The 21,670-nt window shown below is 41.8% G+C and carries 14 protein-coding genes; 7 read left to right on the forward strand and 7 right to left on the reverse strand.

Translation table 11 applies throughout. The features are described 5' to 3' along the window. Window positions 1–10 precede the first annotated feature (10 nt). The gene (locus MTO98_RS22995) at window positions 11–1,615 is read right to left on the reverse strand and encodes an ammonium transporter (RefSeq protein ID WP_243481325.1); all 1,605 of its coding nucleotides are present in this window, start codon (window positions 1,613–1,615) and stop codon (window positions 11–13) included. A gap of 601 nt (window positions 1,616–2,216) precedes the next feature. On the opposite strand from MTO98_RS22995, the gene MTO98_RS23000 reads away from it, so the two are divergent. Beyond that, window positions 2,217–4,391 carry a glutamine synthetase III gene (locus tag MTO98_RS23000; RefSeq protein ID WP_243481326.1) on the forward strand — a complete coding sequence of 725 codons (2,175 nt, stop codon included), beginning with the start codon at window positions 2,217–2,219 and terminating at the stop codon, window positions 4,389–4,391. Window positions 4,392–4,602: 211 nt separating this feature from the next. On the opposite strand, the gene MTO98_RS23005 is transcribed toward MTO98_RS23000, so the two are convergent. Then, a complete protein-coding gene (locus MTO98_RS23005) occupies window positions 4,603–6,378 on the reverse strand; it encodes a chloride channel protein (protein WP_243481327.1) in 1,776 nt (591 codons plus the stop codon). 218 nt (window positions 6,379–6,596) lie between these two features. Between MTO98_RS23005 and MTO98_RS23010 the strand changes: the two genes are divergently transcribed. Both MTO98_RS23010 and MTO98_RS23015 read left to right on the forward strand, forming a co-directional pair. Then, window positions 6,597–7,778, forward strand: coding sequence for an AIR synthase related protein (locus MTO98_RS23010; RefSeq protein WP_243481328.1), 1,182 nt, complete (start codon window positions 6,597–6,599; stop codon window positions 7,776–7,778). Window positions 7,779–7,796: 18 nt separating this feature from the next. Next, window positions 7,797–8,486, forward strand: coding sequence for a sterol desaturase family protein (locus MTO98_RS23015; RefSeq protein ID WP_243481329.1), 690 nt, complete (start codon window positions 7,797–7,799; stop codon window positions 8,484–8,486). Between the two features lie 380 nt (window positions 8,487–8,866). Here MTO98_RS23015 and MTO98_RS23020 read toward each other — a convergent pair whose 3' ends face one another. Beyond that, complete coding sequence (locus tag MTO98_RS23020) at window positions 8,867–12,208, reverse strand: TonB-dependent receptor (protein ID WP_243481330.1); 3,342 nt, start codon at window positions 12,206–12,208, stop codon at window positions 8,867–8,869. 397 nt (window positions 12,209–12,605) lie between these two features. Here MTO98_RS23020 and lpdA point away from each other — a divergent pair, with 397 nt between their 5' ends. Beyond that, window positions 12,606–13,997, forward strand: a complete 1,392-nt coding sequence (gene lpdA, locus MTO98_RS23025; protein ID WP_243481331.1) for a dihydrolipoyl dehydrogenase — start codon at window positions 12,606–12,608, stop codon at window positions 13,995–13,997. 134 nt (window positions 13,998–14,131) lie between these two features. After that, complete coding sequence (locus MTO98_RS23030; RefSeq protein WP_243481332.1) at window positions 14,132–14,971, forward strand: MBL fold metallo-hydrolase; 840 nt, start codon at window positions 14,132–14,134, stop codon at window positions 14,969–14,971. A 413-nt stretch (window positions 14,972–15,384) separates the two neighbouring features. Here MTO98_RS23030 and MTO98_RS23035 read toward each other — a convergent pair whose 3' ends face one another. Next, entirely contained in the window at window positions 15,385–17,274 is a 1,890-nt protein-coding gene (locus tag MTO98_RS23035) for an SPFH domain-containing protein (protein WP_243481333.1), read from the reverse strand. 289 nt (window positions 17,275–17,563) lie between these two features. Here MTO98_RS23035 and MTO98_RS23040 point away from each other — a divergent pair, with 289 nt between their 5' ends. Together MTO98_RS23040 and MTO98_RS23045 are read left to right on the forward strand one after the other, a co-directional pair. Continuing rightward, window positions 17,564–17,725 carry a hypothetical protein gene (locus tag MTO98_RS23040; RefSeq protein ID WP_243481334.1) on the forward strand — a complete coding sequence of 54 codons (162 nt, stop codon included), beginning with the start codon at window positions 17,564–17,566 and terminating at the stop codon, window positions 17,723–17,725. A 144-nt stretch (window positions 17,726–17,869) separates the two neighbouring features. Beyond that, complete coding sequence (locus MTO98_RS23045) at window positions 17,870–18,277, forward strand: hypothetical protein (RefSeq protein WP_243481335.1); 408 nt, start codon at window positions 17,870–17,872, stop codon at window positions 18,275–18,277. 305 nt (window positions 18,278–18,582) lie between these two features. Here the strand turns inward: MTO98_RS23045 and MTO98_RS23050 are convergent, their stop codons facing one another. The 3 genes from MTO98_RS23050 to MTO98_RS23060 all read right to left on the reverse strand — a co-directional run bounded on the left by MTO98_RS23050 (window position 18,583) and on the right by MTO98_RS23060 (window position 21,633). Continuing rightward, the gene (locus MTO98_RS23050; protein ID WP_243481336.1) at window positions 18,583–19,806 is read right to left on the reverse strand and encodes a multidrug effflux MFS transporter; all 1,224 of its coding nucleotides are present in this window, start codon (window positions 19,804–19,806) and stop codon (window positions 18,583–18,585) included. Window positions 19,807–19,909: 103 nt separating this feature from the next. Further along, window positions 19,910–21,124 carry a hypothetical protein gene (locus tag MTO98_RS23055; RefSeq protein WP_243481337.1) on the reverse strand — a complete coding sequence of 405 codons (1,215 nt, stop codon included), beginning with the start codon at window positions 21,122–21,124 and terminating at the stop codon, window positions 19,910–19,912. A 158-nt stretch (window positions 21,125–21,282) separates the two neighbouring features. Next, window positions 21,283–21,633, reverse strand: a complete 351-nt coding sequence (locus MTO98_RS23060; protein ID WP_243481338.1) for a DUF456 family protein — start codon at window positions 21,631–21,633, stop codon at window positions 21,283–21,285. Window positions 21,634–21,670: the final 37 nt, after the last annotated feature.

Genomic DNA, 21,670 nt, shown 5'->3' on the forward strand with positions numbered 1-21,670 from the left:
TGCATATCCATCACACTTCAGAAACCACTTTGGTACCTTTATCAAAAAGGCCACTTAAGCTGATCTCATCATCCTGAACGGGATAAACTTCGATACCGTGATCAAACACATCGATACCACCGGTACCTGTTTCACCGTGTTCTTCGATACGCAATTTCCACGGATGACCTAACTTATTGATCACAAACATCATAGCATAAGCAACTACAAATACCGCAAGCGTAATGGTTAAGCTACCGATCAATTGAGCTTTTAATACATCAAAGCCACCACCATAAAACAAACCTGTTACAGGAGCCGAGTTATCAGCACCAGTTGGGCCTGTAGCACCATACTGACCAGAAGCAAACAAGCCTAAAGAAAGTGTACCCCAGATACCGTTGAAACCGTGTACAGATACTGCACCAACCGGATCATCAATACGGAACCACTCGATCAGGTAAACACCGCCGAAAATGATAACACCAGAGATAGCACCTAACGCTATTGAACCAAGCGGGCTAACCCAGTAACAAGGACAGGTAATGGCAACTAAACCAGCAAGAAAACCATTAATAGTAAAGGCTAAATCAAATTTGCCTTTTGTTGGGCCAAACCATAAGGCAGCAAGCATTGCCGTGAAACCACCCGCACAGGCAGCAAGCGTTGTATTAGCCGCAACACGACCGATACCCTGCATATCCATTGCAGACAATGTTGAACCCGGATTGAAACCATACCAACCAAACCAAAGTAAAAAACCACCTACAGCAGCAACCAATAAGTTATGACCCGCAGGCAAACCACCCTTTTCTTTATCATCGCGGGCAAAAATGCGGCCCAGGCGCGGCCCCAACACCATTGCACCTGCAAGCGAAGCAACACCACCAATAGTGTGCACTACTGTTGAACCTGCAAAGTCACGGAAAGGCTGAGCGCTTATTGATTTAAAGACACCTGAAGTTCCCATTGTAGCAAGGAAACCATCCGGGCCCCAAGCCCAGTGACCGATGATAGGATAGATAAAGCCGGTAATACCGATACTGTAAAGAATATCGCCACGGAAACTGGTACGGCCAATCATTGCACCTGATACAATAGTTGAACAGGTATCAGCAAAAGCGTACTGGAAAATCCAGTGTGCCAATACAGGTATACCGGTTGAACCGTAAGTTTCAGGAGTGTTTTGAAGGAAGAACCAATTTTTACCGTCGGCACCCCAGCCAATAAAGCCATTACCACTGCCAAACATAAAGGCGTAACCTATGGCGTAAAATAGCAAACCACAAAGACAAGTATCAAAAATACACTCCATCAGCACGTTTACAGTTTCGCGTTTACGGGCAAAACCAGCTTCGAGCATAACGAAACCCGCCTGCATACCAAATACTAAAAAGGCAGCAACCAGTGTCCAAACAGTATTAACCGTGTTAATTAACGCTGTTTCATGGGCAGTATAAGTTTCGGCAGCATTAGCTTTTGTACCGAACATACCTGGCAAAACCATCATTGCGGCAAAAACCAGCAATAAGCCAATCATTTTCCCTGTAAAAATGGTAGCACCCAGCGCCCATTTTTCACGTGTCAGCTGTCGGACTGAACTTAGGAAGTTGTGTTTTGTAGAACCTACTTTCATCGTTTAATTTAGTTTGATTGTTTTTTAAAAATTAATTAGTTTGATTGTTGTATATAAATTTAGTTTGATTGCTTTTTTAGGCTTTACAAAAACACTTTACTTCAATTTTTCCCCACCATCCATTACAATTATTCGCATTTTTCATAAAACAGTCAATAATTTTAATGTTTTTGTAAATTATTTCATGAAATTAGGTAGTATTCTTAACAATAACAAATTATTAATGGTAAATTAATGATAAAAAATTAAAAAATTATTAAAATCATAAAAACAAAGCTATAAAAACATCATTTTTTACCTATTTTAAAATTACAATTTCAATTCAGATTCATTTTTATCATTAAAAAATTAACAATATCCAATATTTTTCAATTCAAATAGCCATTTATTGAGTTTTAAATCAAAAAACCAAATTAAAACCATTAAAAAATGAGCTTTTTACCTGTTTCGCCGAAAAAAATCGAAAAAACATGACCCTTCCTGCAAATTCCTTCCGTTTTTTAATCATTAGGTGGTATGTTATATTTCGTTTAATTTTGCCCGATATTTTAAAGGATAGTTATAATTTTGAAAACTAACCTTTATTTAAACCTCATAAAATATGTCCAATATTCGTTTTAAAGCCTTACAGGATGTACTTTCAAGAACTATCCCTGAAGTAAAACCGCCTTCTCCAAAAATCTCCGACTATTTTGGATCGAATGTTTTTGATAACAAAAAGATGAAAGAATACCTTTCATCTGAGGCCTATCAGGGAATAGTGAATTCAATTGAAAAAGGCGAACCAATTCCACGCGACCTGGCAGAACAGATCGCTTCGGCAATGAAGGCCTGGGCTTTGGGTAAAGGTGCAACTCATTATACACACTGGTTTCAGCCGCTTACTGGCACCACTGCCGAAAAGCATGATGCGTTTTTTGAACCTACCGCAGATGGCGGTGCCATTGAACGTTTTTCGGGCGATGCCCTGGCACAACAGGAGCCCGATGCATCAAGTTTCCCGAGCGGCGGTATCCGCAATACTTTTGAGGCCCGCGGCTATACCGCCTGGGACCCCTCTTCGCCTGCCTTTTTAATGGCGCGTACACTATGTATCCCTACGGTATTCGTATCATACACCGGCGAGGCGCTTGATTATAAAGTACCTTTATTAAAGGCATTAAATGTGCTTGACAAAGCCGCAGTTGATGTTTGTCATTATTTTGACAAAGGCATTGAAAAAGTAAACGCCTCGTTAGGCATTGAGCAGGAATACTTTTTGGTTGACCTTGCCTTGTTTAATGCACGTCCGGATCTTTATTTAACCGGGCGCACGCTATTCGGCCACATGTCGGCCAAAAACCAGCAACTGGAAGACCATTACTTTGGTTCGATACCTGAGCGTGTTTACGCCTACATGCAGGATATGGAAGCCGAAGCGCTGCAATTAGGGATTCCGCTTAAAACCCGTCACAACGAGGTTGCACCGTCGCAATTTGAGTGCGCACCTATATATGAAGAGATCAATCTCGCTATCGACCATAACCAGTTGTTGATGGATTTGATGGACCGCGTTGCCAAACGCCATAACTTTAAGGTGTTGCTTCACGAAAAGCCATACGCAGGACTTAATGGTTCGGGCAAGCATAACAATTGGTCGCTGATAACCAATACAGGCAAAAACCTGCTTTCGCCGGGCAAAACGCCTAAAAACAACCTCATGTTCCTTACCTTTTTTGTAAACACCATTAAAGCCGTACATGAGCATGCAGATTTGTTAAGAGCATCTATAGCATCAGTTAATAATGATCACCGTTTGGGTGCTAACGAAGCCCCTCCGGCTATCATATCTATATTTTTGGGCAGCCAGCTTAATGACGTACTTGATGAAATAGAAACATCGCGCATCAGCAAAAAAATCAAGGAAGAAAATTTGTTATGGCAGGGTATTCCAAAGATCCCGCAAATATTGCCTGATAATACCGACCGTAACCGTACCTCGCCTTTTGCTTTTACCGGCAATAAGTTTGAGTTACGTGCAGTAGGCTCGTCAGCCAATTCGGCCAGCCCTATGACCATTCTTAACCTCATCGTTGCCGATCAGCTTAAAAAATTCAAATATGATGTAGATAAACTGATGAAAAAAGGTGAGAAAAAGGACCTTGCTTTATTAATGGTAATTAAAAAGTACATCAAAGAATCAAAAAATATCCGCTTTGAAGGAAATGGCTACAGTGAGGAATGGGAAAAAGAAGCAGCCGTAAGGGGTTTACCAAATATTAAAACCACGCCAAAAGCACTGGACGCTTTACTAAGCGACAAATCAGAAAACCTGTTTGCAGAAAGCGGTGTATTCACCGTACGTGAAGCCCATGCACGCCACGAGATCCTACTTGACGCCTTCTACAAAAAATTACAGATAGAAGCCCGTGTAATTGGCGAACTTGTTATGAATGTGATTATACCGGCGGCAATAACCTATCAAAGCAAACTGATTGAGAATGTAAAGGGTTTAAAAGATATTGGCTTAGATAAATCAACTTATGCCTCGCAGCTTGATATCATCAACAGGATCTCTGAGCATGTGAACTTCATTAAAACCAATACCGAACAAATGGTTAATGAACGCAAAAAGGCTAATGTAATTGAAGACCTCCGTCAGCGTGCTATTGATTATGATGAAAATGTAAAATCGTTCTTCCAGCCAATCCGCTATCACGTTGACAAACTGGAGCAACTGGTTGATGATAGCCTATGGCCGCTACCTAAGTTCAGGGAGCTGTTATTTATTAAATAAGATATTAACACGAATTGTCACGAATTTTATCGAATTACACTAATTATAGTTCGATAAATTTTGTGGCAATTCGTTTATATTTCAAACACACAACCTTAATCTGTCGGTGTAAAATTAACCATTTTAATTCCCGTAACCAGGCAAGGCAATTCGCGAAATTCGATTCAATTCGTGAAAATTAGTGCTGATATCAATTCGTAAAAATTAATGCTTACGCAAACAGATCACTCGCCTTGTGCTGTTCAATGATCACAGCGCGATATTTGGATAATAGCGCCGATTTGGATATAAAACCAATAAAAACCTCATCTTTTACTACCGGCAACTGCCATACATCAATAGCATCAAAGGTATCCATTACACTGCTAACAGGCTGCTCATAGTCAATTACCGTTGGGGGTTCTATCATTATATCTGCTATCTGGTTATCAGCTATCTCCTTGTTAAACAACCTTCGGCGGATATCATCTACCAGCACCACCCCCTCCAGTCGGCCGTCATCTTTCAGCACGGGGAAGATATTAGCATCGGTTTTAGCTAATACCTTGTAAAAATCAACTACCGTCATTGATTTATCAACAGCGGTATATTTGCGGTTGATAACACTATCAAGTGTTATAGCGTTCAACATACCATAATCCTGGCCGGGGTGTATATTGTTTTCATGTATCAGATGGCTCCAGTACATATTATGGGGCGACGAATAGCGCGATATAATGTAAGATATAGCCGATACGATCATGAGCGGGATAAACAATACGTATCCGCCCGTAATTTCGGCTATCAGGAATATAGCCGTAAGCGGCGCATGCATTACACCAGCCAGAGCCCCCGCCATACCCACGGCAATAAAGTTGACCGTATTTAAATGTATAAGCCCGGTTTGATTAACACCATAAGCCACAAACAACCCCAAAAAAGCGCCTGTAAATACTGTGGGCGCAAATGTACCGCCATTACCGCCCGAGCCAATTGTAATACCTGCGGCAATGATTTTTGTAAATACAAGTGCCGCGATAAACAATAGCATCACAAGCGGTTCGGACAACCAGTTGGCAAAAAAGCTTTCCTCTTTTAATACATCGATATTACCGTTTAAAATTTCGGTAAGGTAATGATACCCCTCACCAAACAACTGAGGAAATATGGCAATGATCAATCCTAATACCACGCCGCCTCCAATTGCCCGTACGTACCGGTTCTGCTTTTTGAATATGCCGCTTTCAAGTTTACCACCTACTTTGGCTATGTAAATAGCTATCCATCCGCTCAGTACGCCAAGTGCTACATAAAAGGGCAAAGCATTCATTACCCAACCTTCGGTAACGAGGTGAAACAATTGCCCCGAGTATAATGCCTTTGAAACCACTACACCTGTAGCCGAGGCTATTAATAACGGTATAAAAGTTGGAATAGTGATTTCGCCTATCAATATCTCAAGTGAAAATAAAACACCGGCTATAGGACTATTAAATACAGCCGCTATTCCTGCCGAAGATCCCGCTGCTAACAACACTGTTTTTTCATAAGGTGTAAGCCTAAAAAACTTGCCCAGGTTTGAGCCTATGGCGGTGCCGGTGCAAACAATTGGTGCCTCCAATCCTGCCGAGCCTCCGAAACCTACCGTTAGGGAACTTGTTATCAGGTGCGAATAAATGTTATTGGCTTTGATATTTGAGCGGTTCTTTTTGATATTAATAAGGATTTTGCCTATCCCCCTTTCAATTTTATCGCGGTTTATTAAATGCTGATAGGCAACTGTAAAAAAAATACCAAGTGCCGGTAAAAACACATACGCTATGTGATAATAAAGGTGCGAAGCGATGTTTCGGCTTAGCTCTTCCATCAAATGCACTAAAAATTTAAGGGCTACGGCAGCCAGTCCGCCAGCAAAACCTACAAAAACGCTGCAATAAATTAAAAAATTGCGCTGGCTGTTACGCTTCAGTCGCCAGTGGTTTATTTTGTAAGAAAGCGTTTTTAACATAAGAAGTACATACTACCAATCCTGTGATGAAGAGTTATCAGCGCGAATTGTTTTTGAATTTAACCCGTTAAAACAGCCTGATGATACAAACCAGTCTGTTTTCTTGCAAAGAAACACAATTTTGAGCAATTTGAATGAACCATATGATATCCATAATTGGTTGTGTATGGAATAACACCCTATTAAGGAAATTAAGCTCAATAACCTTATATTTGCCCATGATTTCTTCGCAAAGATATGATCAGCGTGGCGTATCAGCCTCCAAAGATGACGTTCATAATGCCATAAAAAACATTGACAAAGGCATTTTCCCTAAAGCATTTTGCAAAATAGTACCCGATATTTTAACTGGCAACCCGGAGTATTGCAACATTATGCATGCCGATGGTGCCGGTACTAAATCATCGCTCGCTTATACTTACTGGAAAGAAACGGGCGATATTTCGGTATGGCGCGGCATAGCACAGGATGCCATTATCATGAACCTTGATGACCTTCTTTGCGTTGGCGCAACAGATAACATCTTGCTGTCATCAACCATAGGACGTAACAAGAACCTGATCCCCGGCGAAGTTATTGCGGCTATCATTAACGGCACGGAAGAAATTTTGGCAGAACTTAGAGAGGCCGGCATCGGTATCTACTCAACTGGCGGCGAAACTGCCGATGTGGGCGACCTGGTACGCACCATCATTGTCGATTCGACAGTTACCTGCCTCATGAAACGCGAAGATGTGATATCAAATCACCGCATCCAGCCTGGTGATGTTATTGTTGGCCTTGCATCATACGGACAAGCAACTTACGAAAAAGAATACAACGGCGGCATGGGCTCAAACGGCCTTACATCAGCCCGTCATGATGTGTTCAATAAAACCATAGCCGAAAAGTTTCCTGAAAGCTATGACGCAGCTATTCCTTACGATCTGATTTTTTCGGGAAGTAAAAACCTTACCGACGCGATAGAGATAGGCAATGGCCAAACTGTAACCGCCGGCAAGCTTGTTTTAAGCGCAACCCGTACCTACGCTCCCATCATCAAACAAATTTTGGATGGTTACCGCAGTCAGGTACACGGCATGGTGCATTGCAGCGGCGGCGCACAAACTAAAGTGCTTCACTTTGTTGAAGGCCTGCATATTATTAAAGACAACCTGTTCCCGGTTCCGCCACTGTTTAAACTCATTCATGAAGAATCAAAAACCAGCTGGCAGGAAATGTATAAAGTATTTAACATGGGCCACCGCATGGAACTTTACGTACCAGAAGCCATTGCCGCCGAACTGATCAGCATATCAAAGAGCTTTGGTGTCGACGCACAGATCATAGGCCGTGTTGAAAAAGCAGATACTAAAAAAGTAACCGTAACATCCGAATTCGGGGTATTTGAATACGAATAAAAACATCATGTAACGCATATGCTCAGGTTTTTGGCTACATTATCATCGTTAAACTTATGGGTGATATTTTTAGCCGAAAACCTGCTTGTTACAGCCTTAGCACTACTATTTGGCTGGCTAATATTAAAGCTGAATAAGAAGCCAATAAAACCGGCCAGCAGTACCGAGATATTAATCTGCCTGCTTACCAATATCATCAATACGGCTATCACCTACGCCGGGTATTGGCTCTTTAAGCACAAGTATCTGCAGCTTACCTTTGAAACAAACTGGACCATTCTTCGTGATTTCATACTGCTTTTTCTGTTAATGGACCTCGCTATGTTCGTTTTCCATTACCTGATCCATCACTCGGCGGTATATAAAGTGGTACACAAATTTCACCATCACTATGCAGATCCCATCCCTATTGATCTGTTTGTACTTCATCCATTTGAAACTGTTAGTTTTGGTGCGCTTTGGATCATTATGCTGATGTTGTACAGCTTTAATTTCTATGCTGTGATCATATACCTTACCGTCAATGTATTTTTTGGTGTAACCGGGCACCTGGGTATTGAACCAGTGCCGGCAGCAATAAGAAAACTATTTCCATTCAGATACCTTGGAACCTCTTCATTTCATCACCGTCACCATCTTGATATCAATCATAATTTCGGCTTTTATACCAATATCTGGGATAAACTATTCAAAACTTACAAGGCTTAACAGATAGGTAATTATATAGCATACCCACTCCGATTCCCGGAGGCTGTTTAAAATGCAAAATATTCATTGCCTTGGGTTCACATTAAAGGTAAAAAAGCTAAAAATCCCGGGCTACGGTCTAATCATTCAAGTTGATTTGAGCCGAAGCCCTCTTATCGTTACTCATTATTCCGTTAATTGAAACCAACAGCAATTAAATTTTATCTGCCTGTAAACGATATCTGCTAATTTTAAACAGCTGCTCATAGGCTGTTCAAATAGTTTTAAAATACAGAGATGCTTATTAAGCATGGAAAGATATGAAATATCAACATCCAAAAACAAAAAAGTCCCGGCCATTTGGCCGGGACTTCTTAAATATACTTTAGTTATAAGTATTCTTAGTTGAAGATATACCTTACACCAATCTGCGCCTGGAAGCGAGAAAGAGTACTGATATCATTCTGGAATGATTTAGTAACCGGAATTTGGTTATTTGCATCAAGATAAGGGAATGAATAAGTAGGACGGCCAGTTGTAGCATCTGGACCGGCATATCGTAACACAGTAGTTGCACCGTTGTTGAAACCGCTGTATGAAGTTTGATATAAACCCCAGTTACGATTCAATAAGTTAGTGAAGTTGATCACATCAAAAGTGAACTCAAGTGTATTTTTGGTTTTACCAGCCTGGATCATGAAGTCTTGAGCAAAGTGTAAGTCAAGTCTTTTGTAAGTAGGCAAAATAGTACCGTTCCTTTGAGCGTACTGACCTCTGTGTGCGCTCAGGTAGCTATCCTGGTTAATGAAAGCATTTAATTGATTCCAGATTTGAGCCGGAGTACGGTTATCAACTGTACCGTTAGCTGAAGCAGCACCAGGAACAAGTAATATATCGCCTTGATTTTTCGGGATATACATCAAGTCGTTAGTAGCACCGTCATTGTTAGGGTCGTTACTGGTGATGTAAGAAATAGCACCGCTGTTAGCAGCTTCAAATACTAAACCAACTGTAGTAGCTAAGTTTTTAGCGTATTGTTTACGGTAAGATACTGTAGCAATGATACGGTTTGGCTGCACGTATGAGCTATTTGAAAGGTTATCAGCATTTGGGTTACCGGCAACATACCTTGAGCTCCAGATAGTGCTGGCAGTTGAGCCACCGTCATTAACGTCTTTAGATTTGGTGTAAGTATAAGCTACACTTGCAGCAAAACCGTTAGTGAAGCTTTTCTGTAACTGACCGGTGATGAAGTATGAGAAACCTTTATTAGTATTCTTCATGTAATACAATCCTGAAATATTAGGATTTGTTGCATTTGTTGGGTTAGTTGCAGTTGGGGCTGTTGTATTTTTTGAAGTGTAACGAATTTGTCCTTCGGTACCTGGCATAGTGGTAAAGCCATCAGACAAAACAAGGTTTTGGTGATAGATAGCGCGGATATCTTTAGTGTATGCACCTTCAATTGTACCAATGATACCACCTGGCAATTTCTGATCAACAGCTAAGTTTGTTCTCCAGATTTTTGGGTATTTTAAGTTTGGATCAGCAACGTCAAGCTCGTAAGAAGTATTAGCAGCTGCATTTTTAGGACGGTTTGCATCAACATCTTTGTTGAATATCAAAGCTGGATTGGTTGGATCGTTAGCTTTTGTAATAGTTTTTGTACCAAATAACAAACCATTATTTGAAGCCTGGTTTGAGATCCATACAAATGGAACAGAACCTGTGAACAAGCCCGAACCACCGCGGATCTGAGTTGACTGATCACCTTTAACATCCCAGTTAAAACCTACACGAGGTGATAACTGAACCCTGTTTTTTGGCAATTTAGAAACATCCACATGGGTACCACCTTGAAAAGTTACGTTAGCGGCGTTATCATTTGCAGCTAAAGAAGTAGGGAACGAATCATAATCAGCCCTTAAGCCGTAAGTTAACCTGAAATTATCAGTTACATGGAATTTATCCTGTACATATACGCTGTAGATAGATGCCTTAATTTTAGCATAAGGAATATCATTACCAACTGCAGAGTAACGTAATGTATAAGCAGCAGCAGCATTACCATTTAAAAAGTCAGAAGCTGAGTTGTAAGTATATAAACCATTGTAATCAGGAGCAAAACCGTTTACGTAGCTCTGGATCTGGTTGCTGGTACCTATAGTGAACTCATGTTTACCTGCGTAAATGGTGTAATCATCAGCAAATTGCCAGATGTTTGTACTCAACAAGTTGCCGGCAGTGTACAATTCAGAACCAAAGCTGGTTGCTGTTGCAGTTGCACCAGTAATTTGAGTACCATCAGCAGCATTTGTACCGTTACCGATATCAACCATTGGCAATAAACCTTTACCTAAGAAATTACGGAAATCTCTTAGTGCTGAATAGCCAACAGTTAATTTGTTTGACTGGCTGTTGCTGATACGGGTATCTAACTCGATGATACCGATATTAAAGTTGTTATTGATGGTATAACCTGAACCGTAGAAAGGTAAAGTGTTAGGACCTGGAGCACGGGTGGTACCATAACCAACAGCAGTTTTACCATCGCTGTTGCTGATACCTGAGTTACTGGCAGGCTGATCTTTGTATGATTTCAGATAAAAATATTTAGCACTTAAAGTGTTGTTTTTATCGATGTTCCAATCAAGCTTTGCAGTTAATTTATTACTGTAAGTATTGTAGTTATAGCCTTGGTAAGCACCTGGATCATAACCTAATCCAATCAATTTAGCTTTGATAGCATCAAGTGTTGAAGCTTGTACTGCCGAAACGTTTGCACCGCTTGCACCGTTACCACCAGCTGTATAAACAGTTGCAGGTGGTTGAGTGATTCTTTCCTGCTCACCAGACACGAATAAGAATAATTTGTTTTTGATGATAGGACCGCCTACAGCAACACCATCAGTATGGTAATTAACAGGCGTTACCGGTAAATTAGTTGGGCCAACATGGTAACCTTGTAATTTTGAACCACGAGCGTAGTAGTAAGCAGTACCTTTAACTTCGTTGGTACCTGATTTTACTACAGTGTTTACACCGGCACCGGTAAAGTTACCCTGACGTACGTCATAAGGGGCAATATCAACCTGGATTTGGTCAATCGCATCTAATGAAATTGGCTGTGAACTTGTCTGGCCACCTAATGTACCTGATAAACCAAATGAGTTATTGAACAAAGCACCATCAACAGTAATATTGTTGAATGAACTGCTACGACCACCAAAGCTCAAACCATTAGCTGAAGGAGTTAATTTTGTGAAATCAGATAATGAACGTGCTACAGTTGGCAAGTTTTCGATTTGCTGACGGCTGATGGTTTCACGGGCACCGGTACGTGAAGAGTTGATCACTTTACCGGTAGTTCCTTTTACGGTCACCTCTTGCAACGAAGTGGTGTTGTCGGCAAGTTGGGCTGAAAGTTTTTGATCCTGGCCAATGTTAAGGTTAATGCCTTCCTGAACAAAATTTGCGTAACCAATAAAAGTTACTTTGAAAGTGTAAGGGCCACCTACCCTTAAGTTAGGGATGTTGTAACGACCATCTGCACGGGTTACTGTTGAATACACAGTACCGGTTGGCATGTGTGTTATTGTTACGGTTGCACCGGGTATAGCACCTTTAGCATCGGTAACGGTACCGTTAATGCTGGCGGTGGTTACACCCTGGGCTAATACGTTCTTTCCAGTGAAGAACGAAAAGCCAATGAGAAGTAATAAAAGAAGGTAATGCTTCCTCATAAATTGCTTTTTTTAATTATACGTTTAATTAATTGGCGCAAAGATAAATAATGAACTGATTTCCAATGTTAAGTTAACGTTAACAATCATTATATATTTATCAACATTTTACATCATAAATACAAAAACCATAAAACTATGGTCATAAACAATGAAAATATGATAAATAATATGGTTTAAATCATATGCAAATTCAACGGTTAAATTGTCGGAACATATTTTATGACACAGCGCAGATATAAATATCCAGGAGCGGGCTAATATACCGGCGGTACATTTTTGGTTTCAGCCCTTTTTACTTAGATTTGGCCTTCGAAAAAATAGGGGCCTCCGGAAAAACCACAAAAATCCGCGCAGCTTATTTACCTTTGAAAAGAAATTAAAGTATATCAATAATATGGATTACGATGTAATTGTTATTGGGTCTGGTCCGGGTGGCTATGTTGCTGCTATCCGCGCTTCCCAGCTTGGTTTAAAAACCGCTATTGTCGAAAAAGAATCGTTAGGCGGCATCTGTTTGAACTGGGGTTGTATCCCAACCAAGGCTTTGTTAAAAAGCGCCCAGGTTTTTGAATACCTTAACCATAGTACCGATTATGGCATTAAAATTAACGGTGCCGGCGAAGTTGACTTTGCCTCAGTTGTTAAAAGAAGCCGTAACGTTGCCGATGGCATGAGCAAAGGCGTTCAATTTTTAATGAAGAAAAACAAGATAGATGTTCTTGTTGGCTTTGGTAAATTAAAAAGTAAAGGCGTTGTAGAAGTTAAAGCGGCTGATGGTTCGGCCAAAACCTACAGTGCCAAACACATCATATTAGCAACAGGCGGCCGCTCGCGCGAGTTACCTAACCTTAAACAGGATGGTAAAAAAGTTATCGGTTACCGTCAGGCTATGGTATTGCCTCAGCAGCCAAAATCAATGATCGTAGTTGGATCTGGTGCTATCGGTATCGAGTTTGCTTACTTCTACAATGCAATAGGTACTAAAGTTACCGTTGTTGAATATCTTGATAATATTGTTCCGCTTGAGGACGAAGATGTTTCAAAAGCATTAAACCGTATTCTTAAAAAACAAGGCATCAACATCATGACCAGTTCAAATGTTGAAGCGGTTGATACCAGCGGCGACCTGTGCAAAGTAACTGTAAAAACAGCTGCAGGCACTGAGACCCTGGAAGCAGAAATCGTATTATCTGCAGTAGGTATCGCTACCAACCTTGAAGGTATCGGCCTTGAAGAAAACGGTGTAAAAACTGATCGTGGTAAAGTATTGGTTGACGATTTTTACCGTACTAACGTTGAAGGTGTTTACGCTATCGGCGATATCGTTAAAGGTCAGGCTCTTGCTCACGTTGCATCTGCCGAAGGTATTATCTGCGTTGAAAAAATTGCAGGTCAAAACCCTCACCCGCTTGATTATAATAACATTCCGGGCTGTACTTATTGCTCGCCTGAAGTTGCTTCTGTTGGTTATACCGAAAAAGCTGCTAAAGAAGCTGGTTACGAACTTAAAGTTGGTAAATTCCCATTCTCGGCATCAGGTAAAGCAAGTGCTGCCGGTGCTAAAGATGGCTTTGTAAAAGTGATATTTGATGCTAAATACGGCGAGTTTTTAGGTGCTCACATGATTGGCTACAACGTTACCGAACTGATTGCCGAAGTAGTTACCGCCCGCAAGCTGGAAGCTACTGGTCATGAGATCATCAAATCGGTACACCCTCACCCAACCATGAGCGAAGCTGTTATGGAAGCAGCTGCCGAAGCTTACGGCGAGTGTATCCACTTGTAAGCAGAAAGTCTTAAGTTCTAAGCCCGAAGTTCTGACCTTATATTTATGAGTTCAAAACTTCGGGCTTCTTTTTTATTATAATATATTTGACTTAAGACTTTAAACTACAGACTTAAGACTTAAAACTTGCGACTTTGAACTTACACACCATCGATACCGGCTTTTTTAAATTAGATGGCGGGGCTATGTTTGGCGTTGTTCCGAAAACCATCTGGAACAAAACCAATCCTGCCGATGAAAACAACCTTTGTACCTGGGCCATGCGCTGTCTGCTGGTTGAACATGAAAACCGGCTGATATTAGTTGATACAGGTATAGGCAATAAGCAAAGCGAAAAGTTTTTCAGCTATTACTACCTTCATGGCAATGCCAGTTTAGATAATTCACTGGCTTCACTTGGTTTTCACAGGGATGATATTACCGACGTGTTTTTAACCCACCTGCACTTTGACCATGTGGGCGGTGCCGTTGTACGGGATGGAAAGAGCTTGCTTCCGGCGTTTAAAAATGCCACCTACTGGAGCAATCCCAAACATTGGGATTGGGCAGTAAACCCTAATGAACGGGAAAAAGCCTCCTTTTTTAAGGAAAATATTATGCCGATCCAGGAAAGCGGCCAGCTAAAATTTGTTGATGCTGAAGATGGGATCAATTTCATGAAAGATTTTGATATCCGCCTTGTATCCGGCCATACCGAATCAATGATGTTGCCGCTCATTAATTATAAAGGGAAACAGGTGCTGTACATGGCCGATCTGTTGCCATCTGTCGGTCATCTGCCTATCCCCTACGTAATGGCTTACGATATGTTCCCGCTGAAAACCCTTGCCGAAAAAAAGTTGTTTTTAAACGAAGCTTTGGAAAAAGAATACGTGTTGTACTTTGAACACGACCCGGTTAATGAATGCTGCACTTTGCTGGAAACAGAGAAAGGCATCAGGGTTAAGGACACATTTAAGCTAAGCGATCTTTAACCGTTGATTGGTTTTGATTTCGATGATTCCGTTGATTCTTTAACTCATAAAACAAAAAAGGCATCCCTCGCGGATGCCTTTGTCAATTGATTGGTTTAGGTAAAAAGCCTCGTCAATTATTTCAGAATAGCCAGGTCAGAAAGCTCAGCCGCCTTTTAAAAGCAGCTAACCTCTAATCTCCAACCTCTGATCACTGTAAAAAAGGTTTAGGTATAAAGAACGCTGTTTCTTTGGCAGGCTATAGCGGTCAGCCGCTAATCACCTGCCTCTGATCTCTTCAATAAAAAGGTTTAGGATTTTGAGTTATTTGTACTCTTCCTCAACTAATCTCTAATCACAAACCTTAACCATGATGCATAATCTATCAGAATTTCATAACCCATTTATAAATTTTCTGCATCAGGATATTTCAATTATTCGCCTTTAGTGGTGGCACCGCCTTTACCCTGGTTTTCGATCTGCAGTTTTTTAAGCATTTCGGTACCAATCAGGGCATCTATCATACCGCCGCTGCCGCCATCTTTACCGCTCACCAGTATCTCAGGTACTAACCTGATGCCTGCTGCAGCCAAAGCTTCAGCTACGCGTACTATAGCATATTGCTCGGTACCCATCGCTTCGGTTTTTTGTTTGGTTACCTCGGCTTCTGATAAACCTATGGCCTTGATCTTGGCACCTTCGGCCAAACCATTCACCTCCGTAGCGTTGGCATCAGCTTTGGCGTTCACTGTTTTGGCTTCAGCATCAGCCTTGGCTATAGTGATCCTTACTTCGGCATCAGCTTTTGCGTTGATGGTTTTAGCTTCGGCCTCACCACGTGATGCGGCAACCCTTGAAGCGGCCATTTGGGTGTTGATCTCAACCTGGCGGGTTGATTTCACTACCTCAGGCTGCATATCGGCACCTGCACGGGCGCTTTCAAACTCTTTACGCTCAACCTGGGCATGTCGCTGAATTTCGTAAGTAACCTTTTCTTCTTCGGCCAGTTTACGGTCGGTAAGGGTTTTCATCAGCGCAGCAGGCGGCACTATGTCACCTATCAGGGTATCCACACCAATTACGTTATAGGTTGTTAATACCGCGCCAATATGCTCGCGGGCATCTGTTTGCCTTTGGATACGATTGGCCAAAAATCCGATCACATCACTCTTTTGAGCCGAGTTACGGAAGTAGTTAGCGATAGTGGGCTCCAATACCTGCGATACCAGGTTTTTCATCTTACCGAAACGGGCAATCACTTTTGGCGCTTCATTACGCGGCACGTGGATGATCTGTGACACATCCAAATTGAATGTAAAACCATCGCTTGACCTTACTGTAATGGTACACAGGTTCTTATCCAACTCATGCGCCTCGGTACGGCTATCGGCCCAGTTGAGCACGATGTTGGTAGTCGGTACAATTTCAACTGCATGGGTATAAATGTTAACCGGGTGTTTGCCTGGGTCCAATGGTTCTTCCCAAACACCTTTTTGGTTGCGTTTAACAATGTTACCGTGCTTAAAGTTATCGCCACTGGTATCCAAACCTTCGGGACCAACAAAGGAGTTCACTACGCCCACATAACCGATTGGGATATAGGTCATGTCAACCTGTTCAACAATTACAAACCAAGGGTTTAAGTAATAAGTACCGGCCAGTATCACATCCTCCTGCAAGCCCTTGCGGCCACCGGCGTTAATAAACGCAATAGGATCCTGGTAGTTCTTGTGACCGGCTACCGATTCGCCGGCAATTTCGCCCTTGTCCAGCGGTTCGCCATCCAGGGTGGTAACGATACCTACCTTATTTTCGTGGATCTGGGTAATAGGCACCATCTCTATCTCAAACAAAAAGGTATTGATACGATAGCTACCCGGCGTAAGAAAAGCGGCCTGCGGACCTTTTTGGCCTTTATTATCCAAAAACGCTATGGCATCCTGAAACTTATCGCACTCAACCGGTTTTCCCAATACACGGCCGGTATCAAACGATGCACCATCTTTGGCTTTGATCAGCCCAAGCCTACCCTGCTCAATAATGGTAAACGGCTCCATATTAATGGTATACTGCCATGGCCACATACGCCAGTACAAACCCGGGGCAAGCGCCTTGGCCTGCATACCGGCTTCGCCATTAGTTGCAATAATACGACCGTCGGGCAAACGGGTATTGCCCGATAGGGTGAACTTTTTGATCACCAAACCGATACGATTATCGGGCACGATAACCATACCGCAAAATACGCGCAAAACAAATTTGTACATCAGCAATAACACTATGACGGGTATAACCCACCACAGACTAACAATTAGATTGTCCATTTTTTTAAAGATTGTTTTTGATTTTTTTATTAACGGAACCCTTAAGGTGCGGGCCCTCACAACACTTATAGCTTACCTGGAAGAGTACCTTGGCTATATAGTGTCATTAAGACAGTTGCATTTGTGCTTTGTTACGAAAAATCCTAAAAATATTTTACGGCTGGCGTCAAATCCATGTAATTAATTGATATACAGAAAGTAAATTTTACAATGATTTTTCAGAAAACATTTAACAACCAGCATAGTTAAACAGGTATCATATTGTTTAATAAAACTTAACATTACCGCTATGAGCATTCCTAACAAAGACACCAAAAAAGAAGGCACTAAAGCAGGTACAACAAAAACAGAAGGACAAAAAGCCAAAGAGCTCAAAACCGAAGGCCCGCTAAGTGAAAAGGACGAAGTAAAACAAGCAGAAGAGCGCACCAGGAAAGGCACGAAGAAATAATAATGTGAAGTCCGAAGTCTTAAGTCGGGAGTCAAAAATCTTTTTTGACTCTCTGCATCTCTGACTTATGACTTTGAGCTAAAGACTTAGCGTCGCTTTCAATTTTAAAAGCAATTGCATAGTTTTATCCAAACATTTTATGTTATGATAAAACAAGGCTTTTTGTTGCTTACTGTCGTTGCGCTTTTTATAACATCATGCAAACCTACTGTTTCGGTTACAACGCTTACCGGTAAATGGAAATACGTAAAAATTGACCACCCAAATGCCAGCCCGCCGGATACTGTAAAACAAGCCGAGTTAGATGCGAACGTGCCTTACATACAATTTACGCCCGAAATGAAGTTCCTGATAGTTTGGGGTGGCAAATTCCTTTCGCATGGAACTTTCACGCTGGATGGCAGTAACATGAACATAACAGAGAAATTGCCTGATGGTAAAACCCGCAATTTTGTTTTTACAATATCCGAGTTAACCGAAAATAAAATAGTGTTCGAAAGTACAGGCCCCGATGGCTCAAAAGTTACTGCTTTACGGGCAAGCAAATTTTAACGCTAATTTCAATCACGTAAATTCTTCAATCTTAAAAATTCGCCGTTGTTGGTGTTGTCACCACAGGCGTTAACTTAGGGGGGAAAAAGCGTGGGATTGTGCGATTCCCTCCCTTGGGAGGGTGTAGGGAGGGGTTTCAACAGGATAAACTTATCCGCTTTAATGACGCATAACCCCTCCCTGCCAATACACATTTCAGCCGCACCCCTCCCGAGGGAGGGAATTAAAAAAGCTCCCGAACACCTGTGGTGTTGTCCCAACAACGGCATAAATCAAGTAAATCCTTCAATCCTAAAAATCAAGGTTTAATGCGCCACCATAACATCGCCGCTGGCCTCAACCTTGTGTTTTATAAACCGCTTGCCAATAAACACAATTAAAAGGGCCAAAATTGATGAGCTCACCATAACAGCCGCCATAGGCAGCGAGCTATGCTGTTTTATTACCGAGATACCAATGGATGATAAAGCACCAACAGCCATTTGCGAAGCGCCTAAAATTGCAGAGGCCGATCCTGCATTTTTAGTGAACGGAGCAAGAGATAATGCAGAGGTATTTGGTGCGCTGATACCGATACAGCATAGCACACCAAATATCATAGCTATAGTACCCCCAATCCCAAACCAGTGATTTAACGAACCTATAAAAAACACTATTGAGATAATTACCATCAAAACCAGGGCAGCACCTATCATTTGCTCGCTTTTATATTTTTTGATCAGTACACTATTTAGCTGACTTGAGCCGATAAAGCCTACCGATAGCCCGGCAAAGATCCACCCAAACTGTGTTTCGCTTACTTTAAACCCCTCAATAAATACAATTGGCGATGCCGAAACATAGGCAAATAAACCAGCAAACGCAAACGCGCCACCTATGGCATAGGTTACAAACTGTGCATCTTTTAAAACCGTTATAAAGTGTCCTATAATTGGCCCGGGCTTTAAGGAATACGAAGGGTCGGGCTGGTAGCTTTCAGGAAGCCAGAATATTACGGACAGCAGTATCAATACCGCTATAATAGTTAAAATCAGGAAAATTATTTGCCATTCAAAAGTTGCAGTGATATAACTCCCAATGGTTGGTGCCAGCATGGGCGACGCGCCAAGCACCAGTATCAGCAGCGAAAATACTTTGGCATTATCTTCAACCGGGAACAGGTCGCGCACCATGGCCATGGCCGCCACACTGGCTGCACAGCTACCTACCGCCTGGAAGAAACGGAGCACGATGAGCATCTCCAGCGACGAGGAAAAAAAACAGCCCATCGACGAAATAATATAAAGTCCAAGTCCCCAGTACAACGGATTTTTACGGCCAAACCTGTCAAGCAGAGGTCCGTAAAGCAGCTGCCCGGCAGCAATGCCAATGAAATAGCTTGATAACGACAACGCTACCTCATCAGTACTGGTATGCAGGTATTTGGCTATTGCTTTAAACCCGGGCAGGTACATATCAATAGAAAAAGGGCCAAGCGCCGTGAGTGATCCCAATATCAGGATCAGTACAATATATTTTTTTGAGGTCATATTTCTTGTTGATGATTCATGGATAAGGTCAAAAGCGAATCAAATAAACGTGGCAAATATTCAAAAGTCTATAAACCGTGATCTATAACTATGAACCGAAACACTAAAACGCCTCGCCTAAATTAAGACTTATTGATGAAAAGTTTTTGCTTACTCCATAATCAAGACTAATATTGGTACCTGACTTTTTATTAAACTTGAAGCGTAAGCCTGTGCCACCTGCCGGGTGCCAATACACAAAGGCATGGTTTTCGGGCTCAGTAACAGAGTTCACGTTTGCAAATACAACAAAACCAAGCAAACCGTTTCGGGTAATATCGCGTCTGTATTCTGTTTCAAAATAAGCAAGCCTGTCGCCCCGGTAACGGCTTTGCGGAAATCCCCTGCCCGACCGCTGGTTGGGCTCCCAGCCAAGGCTTGGCAGGTTAAGGTATGGTGTGCGCGGGGTAAGCGTTGTCCAGAAAAAAGCCCATAACGCCAACACGTTTTTAGGCCCCGAGTTACTTAATTGCAGGTATTTACGCATATCAATGTATAACGACCGCCAATCGGTATGGCTTCCAAAAGCTTTGGCATTAACGCGGTAAACCACATTGGCATAAGCACCGGGCAGCGGATTAATTGAGTTTCGGCGCGAATCATATAGTAAATTGAGAGTTACGCCCGATGAAAACGCGTCCTGATCGGCGGCGGTGCCATATTTATAGCCGGTAAATTTACGCAGGTTTTGATCGCCGTTGCTTTCAATATCCATGTAATAATCCAGGTTATAGCCCAAACCTGCATAAAAATAAGGCTTGATCTGCTTCAACACACTCTGATAAAAACGGAGGTAATTATAATTTACCAGAAACTTATCTCCCTGCCCCTGATTGCCGCCCAAACCCCAGGTATATTGCGGATAAACCATCAACCTGGTATCTCCCTGTATATTCCATTCGTTATTGTTAAGCCAGATATTTGAACGGATAGGTAAACCATATCTGCCTTTCAAATTAAAATAAGGGGTAAAAGTAAAGCTCGATAAATTGGTGGTAGCCGCATCGCCAAGGTAAAACCCGGCCGTTGTTGAGGTAAATAATGCCTTTCCGCCACTACGGCCATCTGTCGATGATATTGGAAAAACTGAAAAATAGATCTTTTTTCTTTCGGTGGTTTGCTGCCTGGGTTTTATTTTGAAAAGCGAACGGGCTATATCAATTACATCCCTTTGCGGTACTGTATCCTTTTTTATGCTCACCGTATCGATAATGGGCTCTTGCGCCAGCACTACCGCAGGAATTAAACACAAAAAAAGCACAGTTAATCCTTTTACCATCGTTTTTCTAAACAGAAAATACCAGCCCGCTGTTTGATCGTTAATAACACTATTAACGGATAAAACAGTGCAATCGCTTCAATTTAGCTAAATTTTAATTTAAATAGAAAGGCCCGTAACTATTAATAATTACAGGCCTTTGTAACAACCTTTTAAAATCAATGGTAAGTTGTTTGCTTAGTTACCGTTGTTTTAGTTGTGGTATAATGATGGTGTGGGTGGGCCCTGCGCCATGCAATGCGGGCTGCACGTTTTCTTTTTTCTTCGCGCCTGCGGGCTTCGTTACCTATAACATAACCGCCGCCTGCACCAAGCGCCCCACCCACTAAAGCACCACCGGCACTATGCGTAATGAGTGCGCCGGCAACCGCACCGCCGGCACCGCCTATTATAGCTCCTTTACCTTGTTTACTGATCCCTTTTTTCTTGGTTGTTTGTGCACCGGCAGTAATACTGATTGATAACATCAGGCCTATTAAAAAGCACATATATATCATTAACTTTTTCATTTGGTATGTATTTAATAAGTGTTAACAATTACACCTA

This window comes from Mucilaginibacter sp. SMC90, from assembly GCF_022811725.1.
In the GTDB taxonomy this organism is placed as follows: domain Bacteria; phylum Bacteroidota; class Bacteroidia; order Sphingobacteriales; family Sphingobacteriaceae; genus Mucilaginibacter.